Raw genomic sequence first — 17,565 nt, forward strand, 5'->3', positions numbered from 1 at the left:
ACCTCACCCTGGCGTTTCGCAATGCCTTCCGCGAGAGCGGCACCCGGCCCTGCTCAGCGCACCTGCGCTATGGTCCGGCGCCTTGATTCAGACGGGTAAGGGACGATGCACTTCGAGTTGGCTTTCGTACTGATTTTCGCCATCGCGACCGCCGTGGCCATCGCCGCGCGGTACTTCAAATTCCCCTATACGGTCGCGCTCGTCGTCGCGGGTGTGCTGTTGGGCGCGTTCAAGGCGTTCGAGCCGCCGCACCTCACGAAGGAGCTGCTCTTCGCCGTCATCCTGCCGGGGCTGCTCTTCGAAGCGGCCTTCCACGTCGAGTTCCGCAAGTTCTGGAAGAACAAGCTGGCCATCCACGCCATGGCCATCCCCGGGCTCGTGGCCGCCACGGGCCTGACGGCGTTCTTCCTCATCGGCGTGGTGGAGGGGCTGCACTTCGTCGAGGGCTTCGGGATGCTGTCCGCGTTGGTGTTCGCCTCCGTCATCGTGGCCACCGACCCCATCGCGGTGGTCGCGCTCTTCAAATCCCTGGGCGCGCCCAAGCGGCTGCTCCTTCTGGTGGAAGGAGAGAGCCTGCTGAACGACGGCGCGGCGGTCGTGCTCTTCACGCTCATCGTGGCGACGACCACCGGCACCCATTTCACGGTGGGCGGCGCCCTGGTCACCTTCATCAAGGTCTTCGGCATGGGCGTGCTGGTGGGCAGCGTGGTGGGCTTCGCCGCCTCGCAGGTCATCAAGCGCGTGGACGACGCGATGGTGGAAATCACCCTCACCGTCATCGCGGCCTATGGCTCGTTCGTGGTGGCCGAGCACTTCCACTACTCGGGCGTCATCGCGACGGTGGTGGCCGGCATGCTGTGCGGGAACTGGGCCTCGAACCAGGGCATGAGCCCGGCCACCCGCATCGCGGTGGCGAGCTTCTGGGAGTACCTGGCCTTCGCGCTCAACTCCGTGGTGTTTCTCCTCATCGGGCTGGAGGTGAACATCGAGTCGCTGCTGGCGTCATGGAAGCCCATCCTCGTGGCCTACGTGGTGGTGATGGTCGCCCGGGCGCTCGTCGTGTACGGCGTGTCCGCCCTGCTGCGCTTCTCCTCCGAGCGGATTCCCTGGGCCTGGAGCGCGGTGCTCACCTGGAGCGGACTGCGCGGCGCCATCTCCATGGTGCTGGTGCTCGGCCTCCCCGCCAGCTTCGCCCACCGCGAGTTGCTGGTGAACATGACGTTCGGCGTGGTGGTGCTCTCCATCATCTTCCAGGGCCTCACCATGGCGCCGCTGCTGCGCAAGCTGCGCATCACCGGCCTCAAGGACGAGTTCCAGGAGCAGTACGAGCTGGCCCGAGGCCGCCTGGGCACCATTCACGCGGCGCTGGCCGCGCTGGAGGGCATGCGCCGCACCCGGGAGATTCCGGGAGACGTCGCGGCGCGATTGGAGAAGGACTACCAGGAGAAGGAGTCCATCGCGGAGAAGGAGCTGGCCGCGCTCAAGCAGCAGTCGACGCGCTTCCACGAAGAGGAGCACCAGGAGGCCATCCGCCGCGTCCTGATGGTGGAGAAGGCCTCGCTGCTCAAGGCCTACCAGTCCGCCACCATTGGCAAGGAAGCCTTCGAGCGGCTGACCGGGGAGCTGGATGACCGCATCGCCGCCGCGGACGCCGCCGAGAGCCACGTCCCGGAGGACGAGGGGGCGCCCGCGAGCGCCGCGAGCGCCTGATTCACCCGGGCTCGCCCACGCCGCGGGGACCTCAGGCGGCCACGGGCTGCTGGACCTGGGGCTGGGCACGCTCCTGGTTGAGCACCACCCACTGCTGGCGCAGCCGCTCGTAGAGGGTCGCCGCGCCCGCGGACTCCACGGCGGTGAACTGGCTGTCGTCCAGCAGCGCCATGACGTCGTTGAGCCGTGCCCGCGCCCAGACCCGCGACGTGGCGACCGCCGCGGTCAGCACGCCAGGGATGAGGTACAGGAAGGAGTCGCGAGGCGCCCACCTTCCCTGGCTGGCCGTCTCAAAGCCGCGCCACGCGAGGATGGCCGCGGGAGGCCAGCGTCAACGCGAACAGCCCGTACGCCATCCACGAGACACCCTTCAGCGTCACCCAGCCGCGCTTCGTCGGGTTCTCCGGGGCGTCGTACATCCGGGGCTCTGCGTGCTCACGTCGGAGATGATGAGCGTGGGCGGGGATTCGGAGGCGGCGTACGCCAGCATCAGGCTGTCGATGCCCTGGTTGTCGTAGCGGGGTCACCTGGGCAACATCCTCGGAGGGGCCTCCACCGCTGCGTCCCAGGAGAACGCGGCGCGTTCCGTCGGCACGAGACAACCTGCTAGATTCTCGTGGGTGAAACCACGAAAGCAGGCGTTCCCGCGGCGACTTTGCAGAGTGCTGCTCGCCACTGATTTCTCGGAGGCGAGCACCCACGCGGTGGGCAGGGCTGGACACCTGCCACTCGCGGACGGCGCGAAGGTGCTGGTGACACACGCCCTCCCCAGCCGCATGCCCGCGGAGCTGGGCACCCGAGCGCTCCAGGCCACCGCGCGCGAGCTGGAGCGGGTCGCCGAGCGGCTGCGCAAGGTGCTGCGTGCCGAGGGTCGCTCGGCCACCGTCGAGACGCGCATCGCTCGAGGAAAGCCCGTGGAGGCCATCCTGCGGCGGGCCCGTGCCTTTGGCGCGGAGCTCATCATCCTGGGCCGGCATGGCGACAAGCCGCTGCGCAACATGTTCCTGGGCTCCACGGCGGAGAACGTCATCCGCGGTGGCGAGTTGCCCGTGCTCATCGTCAACCGGCGCGCCCCCGGGCCCTACCTCCGGCCCGTGGTGGCCGTGGACGCGGACGAGGCGTCCAAGCGCGCGGCGAGCTTCGTTCCCACGCTGATGACGCCCGGCGCCGAGCTGACGCTGGTGCACGCGTATGACGTGCCGCTGGAGTACGCGGTGTTCCCCGGGCTGACGACGAAGGAGCACAAGCACTACCAGCAGACGTTCAAGGCGTCCGCGGAGCGCAAGCTCAAGGCGTTGCAGCAGGAGCTCGACGCGGTCGACGTCCCGTACCACCTGGTGATGGAGAACGGCGGCTCACGCTCCATCGTCCTCGAGTTCGTGGACGACCAGGGCGCGGACCTGCTGGCGCTGGGCACCCGGGCGCGCTCCGGGGTGGCGTTCGCATTGCTCGGGAGCGTCGCGACGGACCTCATTCGTGAGGCGAAGTGCGACGTGCTCGTCGTCCGCGAGGCCGAGTCCGGCGAGTAGCGTGAAGGCCCTCCGCCCGCGCGGACTCAGGCCGAGGGGGCCTTGTCTACCTTGATGTCGGACTCCGAAGCGCCAGCGGACCGCGCTGGCGCCGCGCCGGTCCCCTCCGCCGCGATGGGCTCCGAGCCACCGGGGTCCTGCGCCTGCGATGCAGCGGCGTTCGCATCGCCAGCGGGCGCCTGAGCCACCTCGGGGGCAGCCGTCGCCGCGTGGGCCGCGCCCGTGAGCGCGCCTCCAGCCACGGCGGTGGACTGGGCTTCGCGCTGCTCCAGCCGCGCCCCGCCCTGCTCCGCCGCGCGGAGGAACTCGTCGTACTCGGACTTGCGCTCCTCTGCCTTGACCTGGGTTTTCACCGACTGCTGTGCCGCGGCGTCCCGGCCCATCATCACCGCGCGCGCGCTGAGCACGACACCTCCGGCGAAGGCCGCCAGACTGAACAGCGAGCCGACATCCCCGGCCCACAGCCCGTACACGCCACTCTGGATGAAGGCCATCGCGTTCAGGAAGACGGCGCCCGTGAGCGCCGCGCCGCCCGCCGTGGTCCACGGACGCAACTCCATCACCCGCGCGGCGCCGTAGCACAGCACCGGCAACACCCCGAGCACCCACAGATTCTCCAGCAGCACCGCCAGCGCCAACCGCAGCACGCCCACGGGCACCGCCTGGATGCGCACGCTCAGCCGGAGCGTCAGCGCCACGCTCAGAATCGACCCCGCGATGAGCGCGATGAACCCCAGTCCCATGATGAACTGGAAGCGACGGACACGGACGCGCAGCGGTTCGAGGACACTCGTCTTGGAGCTCACGGGCAGGCAGCCTACTCCACTTCAGCCCTCATCCTCTTCCAAGTCGGCCGTTCCCCTCGACGTGCGGGCAGGCGGGCCGTCCCCGTAGAAGACCGCCTCCAGCACCAGCCCCTGGGGCGGAGCGGTGGGCCCGGCGCGCTTGCGCTCCTTGGAGGCCAGCACCTCCGCCACCCAGGACTCGGGCCGCCGGCCCTTCCCCACCTCCACCAGCGTCCCCGCCAGGTTTCGCACCATGTGCTTCAGGAACGCGGTGCCCTCCACCACGAAGGACACGGCGTCCCCCGAAGCGCCCTCCACCGTCAGGCTCCGAAGCTCGCGCACCGCGTGCTTCGCCTGGCAGTCCGCGGCCCTGAAGGCGGAGAAGTCGTGCCGCCCCAGCAGGTGCGCGGCCGCCCGCCGCATGGCCTCCACGTCCAACGGCGCGAAGACTTCCCAGTGCGTCATCCGCCGCAGGGGCGAGCGCGTGCGCCGGTTGCTCACGCGGTAGCGGTAGCGCTTGCCCCGGGACCAGCGGCGCGGGTCGAAGTCCTCGGCCACCTCCACCGCGTCCACCACGGCCACGTCGGGCGGCAGCAGGCCATTGAGCCCCATGACGTAGGCCTTCATCGGCAACACCCGGGGCGCGTCGAAGCAGGCCACCTGCCCGGAGGCATGCACGCCCGCATCCGTGCGCCCCGCCGACGCCACCGACACCCGCGCCCCCAACAGCCGCTCCAGTCCCGACTCCAGCACGGACTGGATGGAGGGCCCGTTGGGCTGCACCTGCCAGCCCACGTAGCGCGTTCCTTCGTATTCGAGCGTCAGCTTCAGCCGGGGCATGGGTCAGCGGTACTTGAGCCAGGACTCGAGCAGCTCGGCCACCATGCGGCCCGCGGGCACGTTGTTGCGGCGGGCCACCGCCTCCAGCGCCTCCGAGACGGCGGGGCTCAGCGGCACGGCCAGGGTGCGTGGCTCGGTGCGGCCATCTTGGGCCGGGGGCTCCGGCTCCGGAGCGGGCATGGCCTTCGCGGTGTCGAGCGCGTCCGCCACCTCCGACAGCTCCAGGGCCTCCTCCGACGTGGGCGCGGCGGCGGCGCGCACGGCCAGGCGGCGCTGCTCGGCGGCCAGCTCCTCCTCGAAGAGCTGCTTGATGAAGTTGGACAGGTGCAGCGCCGTGGGCGTGAAGTCGTACGCGTCCAGGAAGGCGTCCAGGTCCTTCTGCATCTGCGCGGCCGTCAGGTAGCGCTTGTCCCGGTCGCGCTCCAGCGCCCGCATCAGGATGCTCTCCAGGCGCTCCGGCAGGTCCTCGCGGAAGTACGACGGCGCGTAGATCTTCCCGTCCGTGATGCTGCGCATCACCGCGGCCTCGGACTCGCCGGTGAAGAGCTTGAAGCCGGTGAGCCACTCGTAGAGCACCACGCCCAGGGAGAAGACGTCGCTGCGGCAATCGAGCGGCTTGCCCAGACACTGCTCCGGGCTCATGTAGCTGAGCTTGCCTTTGATTTCGCCGTTGCGCGTCTGCTCCATCTGGTTGGCGGCCTTGGCGATGCCGAAGTCCAGAATCTTCACCGAGCCATCGAAGGCGACGACGATGTTCTCCGGTGACACGTCCCGGTGGACGATGTTGAGCGGGTTGCCGTACAGGTCCACCTTGGTGTGCGCGTGGTGCAGGCCCGCGCAGACGCACGAGGCAATCTTCACCGCGTACACCAGCGGGAAGGGAATCCCCAGCGCCTCCGCCTTGGGGACGACGCGGCGCATGTCCCGGCCGGACACGTACTCCATGGCGATGAAGTAGCTGTCGGCAATCTTTCCCAGGTCGTGAATCTGCACGACGTTGGGATGGTTGAGCTGCGCGGCGAGCCGGGCCTCGTTGAGGAACATCTTCACGAAGGCCGTGTGCTTGGACAGGTGCGGGCGGATGCGCTTGATGACGACGGGGGACTCGCGGCCGTCATCCTGCTGCTGATACGCGAGGAAGATTTCGGCCATGCCCCCCACGGCGATGCGGTCGATGAGGCGGTACTTTCCAAAGCGGCCGGTGTCGCGCTGCGGGGCGGCGGGAGGCATGGCCCGGCGAGCCTACCTGTGCCGAGCCGCGGAGTGGCAACAAACTTGGGCGACGCACACCCCGTCCAGCCCAGCCCTGACGGACCGCCGTCGTCGACGCTCGCACGCCTGCTACCGGACCTGAACCCGGTGCACCTTCAGCGCGGGTTCCTGCCCGGGCGGCGGAGGGAAGTCCAACGCGGAAGGCCCGAGCGAGCCCAGCGCCTTCCCCTGCCGTCCCGCCTGGGAAACCCCTTCGAGCACCATGGCCTCGAAGCGGCGAGCAGGCAGCCCGGCGTGGTTGCAGCACGCCACCAACTGCCCGCCCGGACTCACCACGCGCGCGGCGGCCTCGGCCAGCCGAGCGTAGTCCCGCGCCGCGGAGAACCGGCCGCTGCGCGTCGTGGAGAACGACGGCGGATCCGAGATGACGATGTCGAAGGACTCCCCCTTCTTCGCCAGCCGCTTCAGCCAGTCAAACACGTCGCCGGCCACGTAGTCGTACCGGTCCACCGTCTGCCCGTTGAGGCGCGCGTTCTCCTCGCCCCACTCCAGCACGCGCCGGCTCGCATCCAGGTTGAGCGCCCGCTTCGCGCCGCCCGCCATGGCCACGACGCCAAAGGCACAGGTGTATGAGAAGAGGTTGAGCACGGTGAGGCCCCGCGCCTGCGACAGCAGCCACGCCCGCGTGTACCGCATGTCCAGGTACAGCCCCACCGACAGCCCCTGCGCCGGACGAATGAGGAACTTCAGTCCGTTCTCGAGCGCGGTGAAGGACTCCACCGCGTCGCCCCGGGCGGGAGCCTCGGGCGCGAGCGACTCCTTCGCCACGTTGGCCAGGATCCGCGCCTCCCGGGGACGCCGCTTGAGGTAGAGGCTCCGCGGCGCCCAGGCGGCCACGGCCGCGTCGAGCAGCGTCTCCTCCTCCGCCGGCGTGAAGTCCCGATAGAGGCTGATGACGTACACGTCACCCAACACATCCGCCGTCACCTCCGGCACGCCGTCCGCTTCGGCGTTCACCACGCGCCAGGCCGTGGTCCGCGCGTCGCCCAGCAGCGGACCACGCCGGCCGCGCGAGGCGCGCAGCGTCTCCACCAGGGAAGAAGGCAATGCGCTCATGCCGCCGCTCAACTGCCCAGACGCGCGCGCGTCCAGACACGCTCCAGCGCCTGGGTCGCCGCGCGGGAAAGCGCCACGTAGTCAAACCCCAGCACCTGGCCCTCCCGCACACAGACCCGACCATTGACGATGGTCCACCCCACCGGTGAATGCGCCAGCTGCCCTATCAGATAGGGCGAATAGCCCGTCTCCGGGTCCGCGGTGGGCACGACGTCATAGACGACGAGGTCCGCGATGCACCCCTCCTCCACATTCCCGGAGGGCAGGCCGAACAGCCGCGTGCACAGCTCCGCCGGGCCGTTGACCAGCAGGTGCGCCACCGCGCCATCCACGTCCGGCATCCGTCCCGAACGGGAGATGCGCAGCACGCCCACCAGCGCGGCGAGCAGCTCGTCCTGGAGGCTGCCATGGCCCCCCGTGCCGAGCCCCAGCAGGTGGACCCGCGACAGCACCGCGTCCATGGGGTCCGCGCCCCGCTCCAGCGTGCGCACGCCCCGGGCCGCCAGCGCCACGAAGGCCCCGCTCTGCTCCAGCAGCTCCGCCTCCGCGCTGTCCAGCACGCGCGCATAACCCGCGATGGCCCGCGGCCCGAGCAGCCCCAGCGCATCCAGCCGCGGAACTACGCGCTTGCCGTGCTGCGCGTAGGTGGAGGAGAGGTCGTCCTCGCTCTCCGCGAGGTGGAAGACGGTGGGCGCGTCCAGCACCCGGCTCAGCTCCGCGATGCGGCGCAGCAGCGCGTCATCACACGTGAATGACGCATGGAAGCCGAGCGCGCCCCGGACCAGCGGGTGGTCCCGCTGCGCGCGCGTGAAGTCCGCGTTGGCGTCCAGCCACGTCTGCGCCTGCGCCGCGCCGTCCAGCCCGTGGGTGGAGTGGCTCGTCACCAGCCGCAAGCCCACCGCCTCCGCGGCGCGCGCCTGAGCGGCGAGCCCGCCGGCCACGTCCTGGCAGGACAGGTGCTCCACCGCCAGGGTGACGCCGTGGCGCAGGGCACGGGCCGCCGCGTAGCGGGTGAGGGCCTCCACGTCCTCGTTCGTGAGGAGGCGCGCCACGCTCCGGAGCCGGTCCAGGCGCTCGCGGGGCGGCAGCATCAGGAAGTGCCCCGTGGGCGGCAGCAGCTGGCCGTTGACGAGGTGCGTGTGGCAGTCCACCAGGCCCGGCGCCACCAGCCGGCCGTGACAGGCGACCTCCCAGTCCCCGGGCAGCACGGGCACCTGGGCGTCCGGAGCCACGCGGCGGATGGTGTTGCCTTCCACCACCACGGCCATGCCATGGCGGACGCGTCCGTCCGCCCTGAACACGGCACAGTCTTTCAGAAGCAGGCGGCCTTCCATGAAAGCCCTGTTCTACCACGGGCCCGGCGCGGCGCGAGCGGCGCGGCGACCCGCGAGCATGTTAGGGTCCGTACGGTATGACGCCGCTGAGCCCCGCCGTGAACTCCCCGTCTCCCGTGACGGCTCCCTCTCAGCGAGGGGCGCTGGCCTTCCGAGGCTTGTGGCTCTTCTCGCCGCGGGCGGATGCCCTCATCGTCGCCCTGCCCCTGGCCCTGGCCCTGTGCACGGCGGCCGCCAACGTCTGGCTGGCCCCGGGCGCCGCGGAGGGCGCGCACCGCCTCTCAGCCTGGACGGCGCAGAACCTGCTCGGCAACGCCACCCACGTCATCCTCACGTTCCTGCTCTTCGCGGTGCACCGGGACGTGCTGACGTCCGCTCCGGGGCAGCCCCGGCAGGTGCTGGCGGGCTCGCTGGCCATGCTCGCGGTGGGCACGGTGCTCTTCTTCACCTTCTACGCGGAGCGCACGGCGCACACGTATGGCGTGGCGGTGATTTTCAACGTCTTCGGCACGCACCACACCCTGTCCCAGCACCGGGGCCTCTGGTCCCTCCACGGGCTGCGCGCGGGCAAGGCGGGCCTGCCCGGCGCGTCGGCGCTGGAACGCAAGCTGCAGCAGATGTACGTCCCGCTGCTGCTCACGCTGCTGCTGGTGCGCATCTTCTTCGTGCCGGAGGCCCCCGGTCCCGACGCGCCGGCGTACCTGGACGTGGGCCAGGGCCACGTGCTGCCGCACGGGGCGCTGGGGGTGCTGCTGGCGGTGTGGCTGGGCTACTTCATGCTGCTGTTCCGCGCCGTGCTGCGCGCGGAGGCTGTCAGCGGGCCCAAGGTGCTCTACCTCCTGGCCATGGCGACGGCGACCGGGCTGGTGCTGGTGGCGCCCACCTGGGGCTACGTCATGCTGCCCGGCATGCACGGCCTGGAGTACTACATGCTCACCGCGCGGATGCTGGAGCCGCGCGAGGGTGACGCGCCCCGGCTGCCGCGGAAGTTCATCGTCCCGGCGATGATTGCGTCCATGCTGCCCCTGCTGGCGCTGGGCGCGGTGCACGGCCTGCTCCAGCAGGGCGTGGTGCGCGGCGCGCTGGGCAGCAACATGGGCATGGCGGAGACGCATCCCCTGCTTCGCGTCATGACGTCCCTGGGCTTCGCGTGCGTGCTGGCGCACTACTTCGCGGACGCCCTCATCTACCGCTTCCGGATTCCCTCCATCCGCGCGGTGATGTTGAAGCGGCTGGGCTTCAGCTAGCCGCGGGGCGCGGCGGCGGCCCCCTGCCGCTCCGCGTTCGCCGCGAAGGCGTCCCGCAGGAACAGCGACAGGCCAGGGCGCACCTTGTCGATGTTCTCCATGAAGCGCGAGTCCGCCACGTACAGCTCCCCCAGGCCTCGGTGCATGGCGGGCGGGCACGCGTAGAACCACTTGCCCAGGTATCGCCGGTGCGCCTCGGCCAGGTCCAGGGCCGCGGCTGACCCGGCGCTGGTGCCCGCCGCGAGCAGGTCCGCCAGCGCCTGGAAGAGGGCGTCCCCCTCCTCCTTGATGCGCTTCCAGTCCTCCTTCTTGTAGCGCGCCGTCCTCCGGGCGGACTCCTTGTAGGCCTCCGTGTTCCCCCAGCGCTGCTTCGCCTCCTCCTCGTACTTCGAGGGGTCGAAGTCGCCGAAGGCCTCGAACATCGCGTCCTTGTCCACGTGCGTCCCCTTCTCTAGCGCGTCCAGCGCTGAGTCCACGGCATGCACCAGCGCGTCCAGACGGGCGGCCCGCTCCGTCAGGAGCTGCCGCTGCATCCGCAGCGCGGTGCGCAGGTCGAAGGTGGGGTCGCCCAGGATGCGGCGGATGTCCTCCAGCGGGAAGCCCAGCTCCTTGAAGAAGAGCACCTGCTGGAGCTTCTGGAGGTCCGCCTGCGAATAGAGCCGGTAGCCGGCCTCGCTGCGGTCCGAAGGACACAGCAGGCCCAGCTCGTCGTAATGGTGCAGCGCGCGGATGCTGATTTTCGCCAGCCGGGCGACCTGGCTCACCGTCAGGGCCATCTCCACCTCGTGATGAGGAGGTGTAGGGCCTCACGTCGCGTGAGGGTCAACCCCCTGGGCGGGGGTGCTGCCACTTCCGGCCGGGCACGGGGCTGACGACTCAGCCCTCGACCTCGGCCGCCCGAGAGGAGCCACCCGCGCGAAGCAGGTTTGGCTCCCCCCGGAAGGACACGGCTCAGTACGCGTTGTTCTGGCCGAACGTCTTGATGGTCTTCTTCTCGAGGTTGCGCTGACGCTCGGTCGCCTCGGACTCGACGGCGGCGTTACCGGCCAGCGCGTCGGCGGAGGCGCCGAACAGCTTGCGGATGTTGTCGCCGAACAGGGTCACCACGCCGATGGCGGCGATCGCGATGAGGGCGACGATGATGATGTACTCGGTCATGCCCTGGCCACGAGCCTTGCGGAGCTGCTGCTTCTTCGAGATCGCCTTCATGGAACTCTCCGGGGATTGCAGTGGTGGAAAAGACACCCTGCTGCTTGGGTGATTCGTACCCTAGGGCAGATCCCACCTGCACCTCCATCCGTCATCGGGAGGATGCCAGGAATTCTCAGTGATTCCAGGCGATTGGCCCGTTTCTGCTGATCCACGGCCCCATTTCAGGGGCCCCCAGGGGCGGCGACGGGCGCCGGGGCGGTGCCCTCGCAGCTCGAACGGGGCAGCGCCTCGCACAGCGAGCGCAGCGCCCGAGCCAGGTGTTCGTCGTCCGGGTGGCGGGAGGCGACCTCGCGCCCCAGGGCCACGGTGTCGTGCAGGGCACCGACAGGCGTCCACAGGGTACGCGAGGCCCAGGTCCGCGCCGTGACGAGCCGCAGGTACGCCGTCACCAGGGCGGGCTCGCGGCCCCCCCGCGCCACCTCGGGCTCCAGGAGCGAGGCGGCCAGCGTCAAATCCTGCTGGGCCAGCGCCGCCTTGCCCAGGGCCAGGGCGGACTCGGGGCTGTCGGGGGCCAGCCGCCGCCACTGGGCGGCCGCGCCGCGCACCATGGGGTCATTGGGCGCGTGGTAGCGCTCGATGTTCCGGTACAGCCCGGCGGCCTGCTCCGCGGTGGGCGGGTGCTGCTGGACGTAGTCGTGCACGAAGAGGCGGTCCGCCCCTTCCGGCGCGCGCCGCTCGTCCCGCACCCGCACGTCCAGGTTCGACACGAAGAAGGCGATGGGCGACGCGTACTCCAGCAGGTTGTGGTCGTCGGTGTTGATGGGCCCCTCACCGGCGAACTCGAGCTGGCCGGCCTCGCTGTGCACCTGCTTGGACAGCAGCGCGAACACGTCGTTGATGCCCACGCGGGACAAGTCCTTGCGCACCTCCGGATGTCCCATGCGCTCGGCCAAGCGCGCCGCGTCGAAGGCCAGGGGCTTGCGGCTGGCCACCATCACCAGGTCATGCGGCCCCAGCCACGTGGTGGCGTGCGGGAAGGTGTCGCGCAGGGTGCGGACCACCAGCTTGATGAGGTCCTCGTTGCTCTCGTAGGTGTGAATCCACTGCACCAGCACGCCGTCGTCCGCCAGGTGCCGGTCCACCGTCTGGAAGAAGTCCCGCGTGAAGAGGCCGGACACGCCCGCCACCCACGGGTTGGAGGGCACGCTCACCACCAGGTCGTACTTGCGCGGAGACAGCGCCATGAACGTCTTGGCGTCGTCCACGTGCACGTGCGTGCGAGGGTCGTCCACCGCGTTGCGGTTGTCCGCCTTGAACAGGCGCGCTGCGTCGATGACGGCCGGGGCAATCTCCACCATGTCCAGGTGCTCCACGGGGTGCGCCAGCACGCTGCCCGCGGTGATGGCCGCGCCCGCGCCCACCAGCAGCACCGTCTTCGGCTCGCGTGGATGCAGGAGCGCGCCCAGGTGGCCGGCCACGACCTGCGTCTCCGCGTCCCCGCCGTTGGACGCGTCAATCTTCCCGTTGAGCTTCATGAAGCGCAGGTTCTCCACCGGCGCGTCCGCCACCATCACCGTGGCGAAGGTGTCGTCCTGGTAGAAGATGGGGCGGATGATGGCCTCCGTGTCCGCCACCAGCTTCGCGTAGCTCTCCGGCGGCTTCTCATGGGAGCGGATGGAGGCGATACCCGACAACCGCACCGCCCAGCCGCTCATCCCGCCCAGCACCCCCAGCGCCAGCACCGCCGTGGCGGCCACCGGCCACAAGGCGCGCGCCGGCTGCGCGGGCCGGCCCGGCGCCGCGTGGAAGGCCAGCCCCGCGCCGAGCAGGTTGGCCGCCACGCCCGCGATGAAGTTGCCCTCCATGCCCCACCACGGCATCAGCACCAGCACGCCCAGCGCCGAACCGGTAATCGTGCCCACCGTGTTCCACAGGTAGACGCCGCCCAGCTGGCGCCCCACCTCGGACACCTTGGCCGTGGCCACGCGCGCCGCCGCCGGGAAGGCCGCGCCCATGAAGAAGGTGGGCACCAGCAGCACCAGGCAGCAGAAGCTGAAGGTCAGCACCTGGAACAGCGGCCAGGTGTCCAGCGAGCGCGTCATCATCCACTGCGCCTTGCGGAACAGGTGCGGCAGCCGGACGTAGAGCGGCAGCGCCACGCAGATGCTGGCCACCAGCGCGACCTGGAGCCGGCCGAACAGGCGCAGCGAGTCCACCTGTCCCTTGCGCGTCATCAGCCAGAAGCTGCCCAGGCCGATGCCCATGATGAACGCGGTGAGGATGAGCGTGAAGGCGTAGGTGGACGCGCCCAGGACGATGGACAGCAGGCGGATCCACGTCACCTGGTACAGCATGGAGGTGAAGCCCGACAGCAGCACGCCGATGAGCGCCGCCCGCACCGCCACGCGCGGATAGGACACCTCCGCCTCGCCCGCTTCCGGAGGAGGCGTCTGTCCCGGCATCAGCGCGGGTGGGAAGCGCCGGGCCAGCGCCAACGCGGCCAGCGCCAGCAAGATGTTGAGCCCCGCGGCCAGCCCCGCCGACGAGGACAGGCCGATGGCGGGCACCAGCTTCGTCCCGGCGATGAACACGCCCACCGCCGCGCCCAGGCTGTTGACGGCGTACAGCCGCGCCAGCTCGTAGCGCACCCCCGACAGGCTGGAGGCGAAGTGCCGCACCAGGGCCGGCAGCGTGCCGCCCATCAGCAGCGTGGGAATCAGCAGCGACGTGGCGGAGACCACCAGCCGGGGCCCCAGCCGCCAGCCCTCCGGCACGGAGGGGGCCACGCTCAGCCACAGCGCCCCCAGCACGTCGAGCACATAGGGGAAGGCGAACGCGTACAGACCCACGCCCAGCTCCAGCAGGCCGTACAGCGCCAGGGGGTTCCTGGCCCGGTCGGCTGTCCGCCCGAAAACAAATGCCCCCAGCGCCTGCCCGCCCATGAACGTGGCGAGCACCACGGCATGCGCCTGGCCGCTGTTCCCCAGGACATTCCCGAGGTACTTGGACCAGACGAGTTCGTAGACGAGCGCAGTGCCCCCGGACATGAAGAGGAGGCAGGCCACAAGGTTCTTAGGAAAACGCGCCGTAGATGACATGGGGACAGCGCGGAACCTTAGTCGGTATGTTTCAGGCCCATCAAATGAACACCCATCTCCTGCAAGCCGCGATGCTCGCCTGGACTCCAAGCCTGCGGGTGACACGCGCCGAAGGCGACCTCTCCAGCATCCTGCGCCGCCCCGTGGGGGCCCTGTTGGAGCAGCCGCTCCATGAGGTCCTCGGCGTGTCGCCCAGGCGCGCCCGTGAGCTGGACGCCCGCGCCCGCGAGGACCGCCGCGCGGTGGAGTTCGTCTCCGCCCAGCTCGGCGGCGAGGACGCGTCCCCCCTCCGGCTGTCCCTGGGACTGGACGGCGGCGAGGCCAGCGCCACCGTGCTGGACCTCAACGCCGTGCTGGACGGCGCCCCCCCGGTGCAGATTTCACGGCTGTCCTCCTCGCTCAGCCACGAGATTCGCAACCCCCTCTCCTCGGTGAAGATGGCGGTGCAGACGCTGGCCCGGAACACCGGCCTCAATGAAAGGGACAAGCGGCGGCTCACCATCGCCAACCGGGAGATTCGCACCATGGAGCGCATGCTCTGGCTCCTGTCCGAATACGGCCGCGACACCAGCCCGAAGCTGGACGCCCATCCGCTGCGGGGGGTGGTGCAGGAGGCCACGGAGATGGTGGCCCCCGAACTGGCCGAGCGGCGCGTGGAGGTCCTCGTGGACGAGGAGCCCGACCTGCCCCGCGTCCGGGTGGACCCGACGCGGCTGCGGCCCGTGCTGGCCCAGGTGCTGCTCAACGTCGCCATGGGCCAGGCGGAGGGCAGCCCGGTGGAGGTGGCCCTGCGCCGGAGCGGTCCCCACCAGGTGAAGATGGTCCTCCACGACCCCGCCGCCGCCCTGCCCCCGGAGGAGAACGGCTCCCTCTTCGAGCCCTTCGGCTCCCGGCTGGCCCGGGGCGCCGGGCTGTCCCTGGCCGCCCTGCGCCGGGTGATGATGGGCGTGGGGGGAGACGTGGCCGCCCGGGGCAGCGCCGAGCCGGGCGTGGTGCTGACGCTGACGTTCGCCACCTGAGAGCGCCATGGAGACCCTTCTCATCGTCGACGACGACGTCTCGCTCCTCGAAACGCTGAAGATGCACTTCGAGGAGATAGAGGACGACGGCCAGCCGCGCTACCAGGTGTCCACCGCCACCAGCGCGGCGGCCGGGCTGCGCGCCGCCCAGGAGGCCATGCCCAGCGTGGTCATCCTCGACATGATGCTCCCGGACCGCACGGGCCTGGAAATCATCGAGGAGATGAAGGGCCTGTGCGGGGACGCGCGCATCATCCTGGTCACCGCGTACCACGACATGGAGACCACCATCCGGGCCATGAAGGCCGGGGCCTTCGACTACATCCACAAGCCCTTCCCGGACCCGGCCGCCCTGGATCTGGTGGTGGAGCGCGCGCTGGAGTACCGCCAGCTGTCGCGCCGCGCGGACGAGGTCCACCGGGAGAACGCCGCCGCCCGCCTGGGCGACATCGTGGGCACCAGCCCGCTGATGCAGCAGTTGGTGAAGGAGATTGGAAAGGTCACCGGCAGCCACGCCACCGTGCTGATTACGGGCGAGAGCGGCACCGGCAAGGAGCTCATCGCCCGCGTCATCCACAACTACTCCTACGACGAGCCGCGGCCCTTCATCGGCATCAACTGCTCCGCCATCGTCGACACGCTGCTGGAGAGCGAGCTATTCGGCCACGAGAAGGGCGCCTTCACCGGCGCGACCGCGGGCAAGCCGGGCAAGTTCGAGGTGGCCGAGGACGGCACCGTGTTCCTGGACGAGATTGGCGACATGTCGCTGATGCTCCAGGCCAAGCTCCTGCGCGTGCTCCAGGAGCGCGAGTTCGAGCGCGTGGGCGGCGTCAAGCGCATCAAGCTGCGCGCCCGCGTCATCGCCGCCACCCACCGGGCCCTGGTGGAGGAGGTGGAGGCCGGCCGCTTCCGCGAGGACCTCTACCAGCGCCTCAAGGTCATCACCCTCCAGATTCCGCCGCTGCGCGAGCGGCGCGAGGACATCCCCCCGCTGGTGAAGCACCTGCTCGAGCGCATCAACGAGAAGGTCCACAAGCGCGTCACCCGCGTGCCCGGCGAGGTCATGGAGCGCCTCACCCGCCTGCCCTGGCGCGGCAACGTGCGCGAATTGGAGAACGTGCTCATTCGCGCCGTGGTGCTGGCCCCCGGTGACGTCCTGCGCGGTGACGACCTGCCCGCCCTGGAGTCCCCCCACCCCTCGCCGGAGCCGGGCCGCGCGGCCTCCGCGCACACCGCCGGGGCCATGTTCGCCGCCCCGGCCGAGGACGACGCCAGCCTGATTCCCACTCTGGAAGAGGCCGAGCGCCAGCTCATCGCCCGTGCGATGACCGTCACCAAGGGGCACAAGGGTCGCACCTGCCAGATCCTTGGAATCAGCCGCCCCACCCTGGAGCGCAAGCTCCAGAAGTACGCTCTTGCACAGGGCCAGAGCACTCCAGTGCACACCTTCCCCGTGAAGGATGCGTCCTGAGCACTCCTGGACAGTGTCGCTGCTCCGACACTCATGCCCCCGGTTTGAACGTTTCGTTCAAATTGATCAGACTGTTTGAACGTTCTGTTTCAGGTTTTGGACACAGGACGGGGGCTGGTGCGGGCCTGTAGCGCTAAGTACCCGGCATTTCAGGAGGTGTTCGCCCGGCGGCACTTCAATTCCCGTTGGCACGAAGCTTGGAGAAGGGAAGTCCCGTTCGCCGCTGAAGCAGCCGGCCCGACTTCCCCACCCTTCCTTCCCAGGAGTAATGCCATGCACGGATTCAACCGCCCCCTCGGCCCCATCGGTTCCAACGTCGTGGCGCCGCTGCAGACGACCAGCTCCGGGATGATGGTCACCGCCAACAAGCTGGTGCCCGGCCAGGAGGCCATCGACTTCAAGGGGTACTTCAAGGTCGAGTCCTTCCCGCACAACTCGACCATCTACCGCCCCGGTGACAACACCGACCGCGTCTACCTGCTGAAGTCCGGCCGCGTGCGCCTGATGCGCATCGGCAAGAACAGCACCCGCTCCGTGGTGTCCATCCTCCGCCCGGGCGACCTCTTCGGCGAGCTGTTCCGCCCCGAGGGCACGCCGATTGAGGAGATGGCCATCGCCGCCGGTGAGGCGGAGGTCTGGAGCATCGAGGGCCGCGACTTCCGCGCCCAGTTGGAGGCCCGCCCGGCCCTGGCGGTGGACGTGGTCCGCGCCTACGCCGAGCGCGTGCGTGCCCTGCGCAAGCGCGTGCTGGGGCTGACGTTCAAGGAGGTTCCGGCCCGCCTGGCGGACACCCTGCTCACCCTGGTGGAAGCGCACGGCGAGCGCTGCCCGCACGGCGGCGAGACGGACCTGCGCGGCATCACCCAGCAGGACCTCGCGGACCTCGTGGGCGCCTCCCGCTCCTTCGTGTCCACGCTCATCAACGAGATGAAGCGCGAGGGCGTGCTCGGCAACGTCGGCCGCATCCTCTGCGTGAGGGACCAGAAGGCCCTGCGGAAGATCGCCGGCAAGGAGAAGTAGTCCCCCGCGCCCGCGGCCCGTGGTGTTTCCAG

At 70.1% G+C, this 17,565-nt stretch carries 16 protein-coding genes; 6 read left to right on the forward strand and 10 right to left on the reverse strand.

From position 1 onward, the window contains the following. Positions 1-105: 105 nt before the first annotated feature. On the forward strand, positions 106-1,710 hold the full coding sequence (locus tag KGD87_RS15180) for a Na+/H+ antiporter (protein ID WP_284668130.1): 1,605 nt from the start codon (positions 106-108) through the stop codon (positions 1,708-1,710). 31 nt (positions 1,711-1,741) lie between these two features. Here KGD87_RS15180 and KGD87_RS15185 read toward each other — a convergent pair whose 3' ends face one another. Both KGD87_RS15185 and KGD87_RS15190 read right to left on the reverse strand, forming a co-directional pair. Continuing rightward, positions 1,742-1,942, reverse strand: coding sequence for a hypothetical protein (locus tag KGD87_RS15185; RefSeq protein WP_284668131.1), 201 nt, complete (start codon positions 1,940-1,942; stop codon positions 1,742-1,744). A gap of 58 nt (positions 1,943-2,000) precedes the next feature. Continuing rightward, positions 2,001-2,129: a hypothetical protein gene (locus KGD87_RS15190; RefSeq protein WP_284668132.1), complete on the reverse strand. Its 129-nt coding sequence runs from the start codon at positions 2,127-2,129 to the stop codon at positions 2,001-2,003. 243 nt (positions 2,130-2,372) lie between these two features. Between KGD87_RS15190 and KGD87_RS15195 the strand changes: the two genes are divergently transcribed. Then, positions 2,373-3,239, forward strand: coding sequence for a universal stress protein (locus tag KGD87_RS15195; protein ID WP_284668133.1), 867 nt, complete (start codon positions 2,373-2,375; stop codon positions 3,237-3,239). A 26-nt stretch (positions 3,240-3,265) separates the two neighbouring features. Here KGD87_RS15195 and KGD87_RS15200 read toward each other — a convergent pair whose 3' ends face one another. The 5 genes from KGD87_RS15200 to KGD87_RS15220 form a co-directional block, all read right to left on the reverse strand. After that, on the reverse strand, positions 3,266-4,045 hold the full coding sequence (locus KGD87_RS15200; RefSeq protein ID WP_284668134.1) for a hypothetical protein: 780 nt from the start codon (positions 4,043-4,045) through the stop codon (positions 3,266-3,268). 21 nt (positions 4,046-4,066) lie between these two features. After that, on the reverse strand, positions 4,067-4,864 hold the full coding sequence (truA, locus tag KGD87_RS15205; RefSeq protein ID WP_176417913.1) for a tRNA pseudouridine(38-40) synthase TruA: 798 nt from the start codon (positions 4,862-4,864) through the stop codon (positions 4,067-4,069). 3 nt (positions 4,865-4,867) lie between these two features. After that, positions 4,868-6,094, reverse strand: a complete 1,227-nt coding sequence (locus KGD87_RS15210) for a serine/threonine protein kinase (protein WP_284668135.1) — start codon at positions 6,092-6,094, stop codon at positions 4,868-4,870. Positions 6,095-6,205: 111 nt separating this feature from the next. Beyond that, the gene (locus KGD87_RS15215; protein WP_284668136.1) at positions 6,206-7,192 is read right to left on the reverse strand and encodes a class I SAM-dependent rRNA methyltransferase; all 987 of its coding nucleotides are present in this window, start codon (positions 7,190-7,192) and stop codon (positions 6,206-6,208) included. A gap of 8 nt (positions 7,193-7,200) precedes the next feature. Further along, entirely contained in the window at positions 7,201-8,526 is a 1,326-nt protein-coding gene (locus KGD87_RS15220; RefSeq protein ID WP_284668137.1) for an amidohydrolase family protein, read from the reverse strand. Between the two features lie 116 nt (positions 8,527-8,642). Here KGD87_RS15220 and KGD87_RS15225 point away from each other — a divergent pair, with 116 nt between their 5' ends. Then, a complete protein-coding gene (locus tag KGD87_RS15225) occupies positions 8,643-9,773 on the forward strand; it encodes a hypothetical protein (protein WP_284668138.1) in 1,131 nt (376 codons plus the stop codon). Here KGD87_RS15225 and KGD87_RS15230 read toward each other — a convergent pair. The 3 genes from KGD87_RS15230 to KGD87_RS15240 form a co-directional block, all read right to left on the reverse strand. Further along, positions 9,770-10,549 carry a MerR family transcriptional regulator gene (locus KGD87_RS15230; RefSeq protein WP_284668139.1) on the reverse strand — a complete coding sequence of 260 codons (780 nt, stop codon included), beginning with the start codon at positions 10,547-10,549 and terminating at the stop codon, positions 9,770-9,772. The two genes, KGD87_RS15225 and KGD87_RS15230, sit on opposite strands and share 4 nt — an antisense overlap. A 175-nt stretch (positions 10,550-10,724) precedes the next feature. After that, entirely contained in the window at positions 10,725-10,982 is a 258-nt protein-coding gene (locus tag KGD87_RS15235) for a hypothetical protein (protein WP_176411347.1), read from the reverse strand. A 164-nt stretch (positions 10,983-11,146) separates the two neighbouring features. Then, positions 11,147-13,972, reverse strand: coding sequence for a fused MFS/spermidine synthase (locus tag KGD87_RS15240; RefSeq protein ID WP_284668140.1), 2,826 nt, complete (start codon positions 13,970-13,972; stop codon positions 11,147-11,149). Positions 13,973-14,067: 95 nt separating this feature from the next. On the opposite strand from KGD87_RS15240, the gene KGD87_RS15245 reads away from it, so the two are divergent. The 3 genes from KGD87_RS15245 (at position 14,068) to mrpC (ending at position 17,533) form a co-directional block, all read left to right on the forward strand. Next, positions 14,068-15,042: a sensor histidine kinase gene (locus KGD87_RS15245; RefSeq protein WP_350102280.1), complete on the forward strand. Its 975-nt coding sequence runs from the start codon at positions 14,068-14,070 to the stop codon at positions 15,040-15,042. A 7-nt stretch (positions 15,043-15,049) separates the two neighbouring features. Beyond that, positions 15,050-16,513 (forward strand): sigma-54-dependent transcriptional regulator, encoded by a 1,464-nt coding sequence (locus tag KGD87_RS15250; protein ID WP_284668142.1) that lies wholly within the window; start codon positions 15,050-15,052, stop codon positions 16,511-16,513. Between the two features lie 273 nt (positions 16,514-16,786). Continuing rightward, on the forward strand, positions 16,787-17,533 hold the full coding sequence (gene mrpC / locus KGD87_RS15255; RefSeq protein WP_002634092.1) for a Crp/Fnr family transcriptional regulator MrpC: 747 nt from the start codon (positions 16,787-16,789) through the stop codon (positions 17,531-17,533). Positions 17,534-17,565: the final 32 nt, after the last annotated feature.

Origin of the sequence: Myxococcus sp. SDU36 (assembly GCF_030168875.1) — a bacterium.
GTDB lineage: Bacteria > Myxococcota > Myxococcia > Myxococcales > Myxococcaceae > Myxococcus > Myxococcus vastator.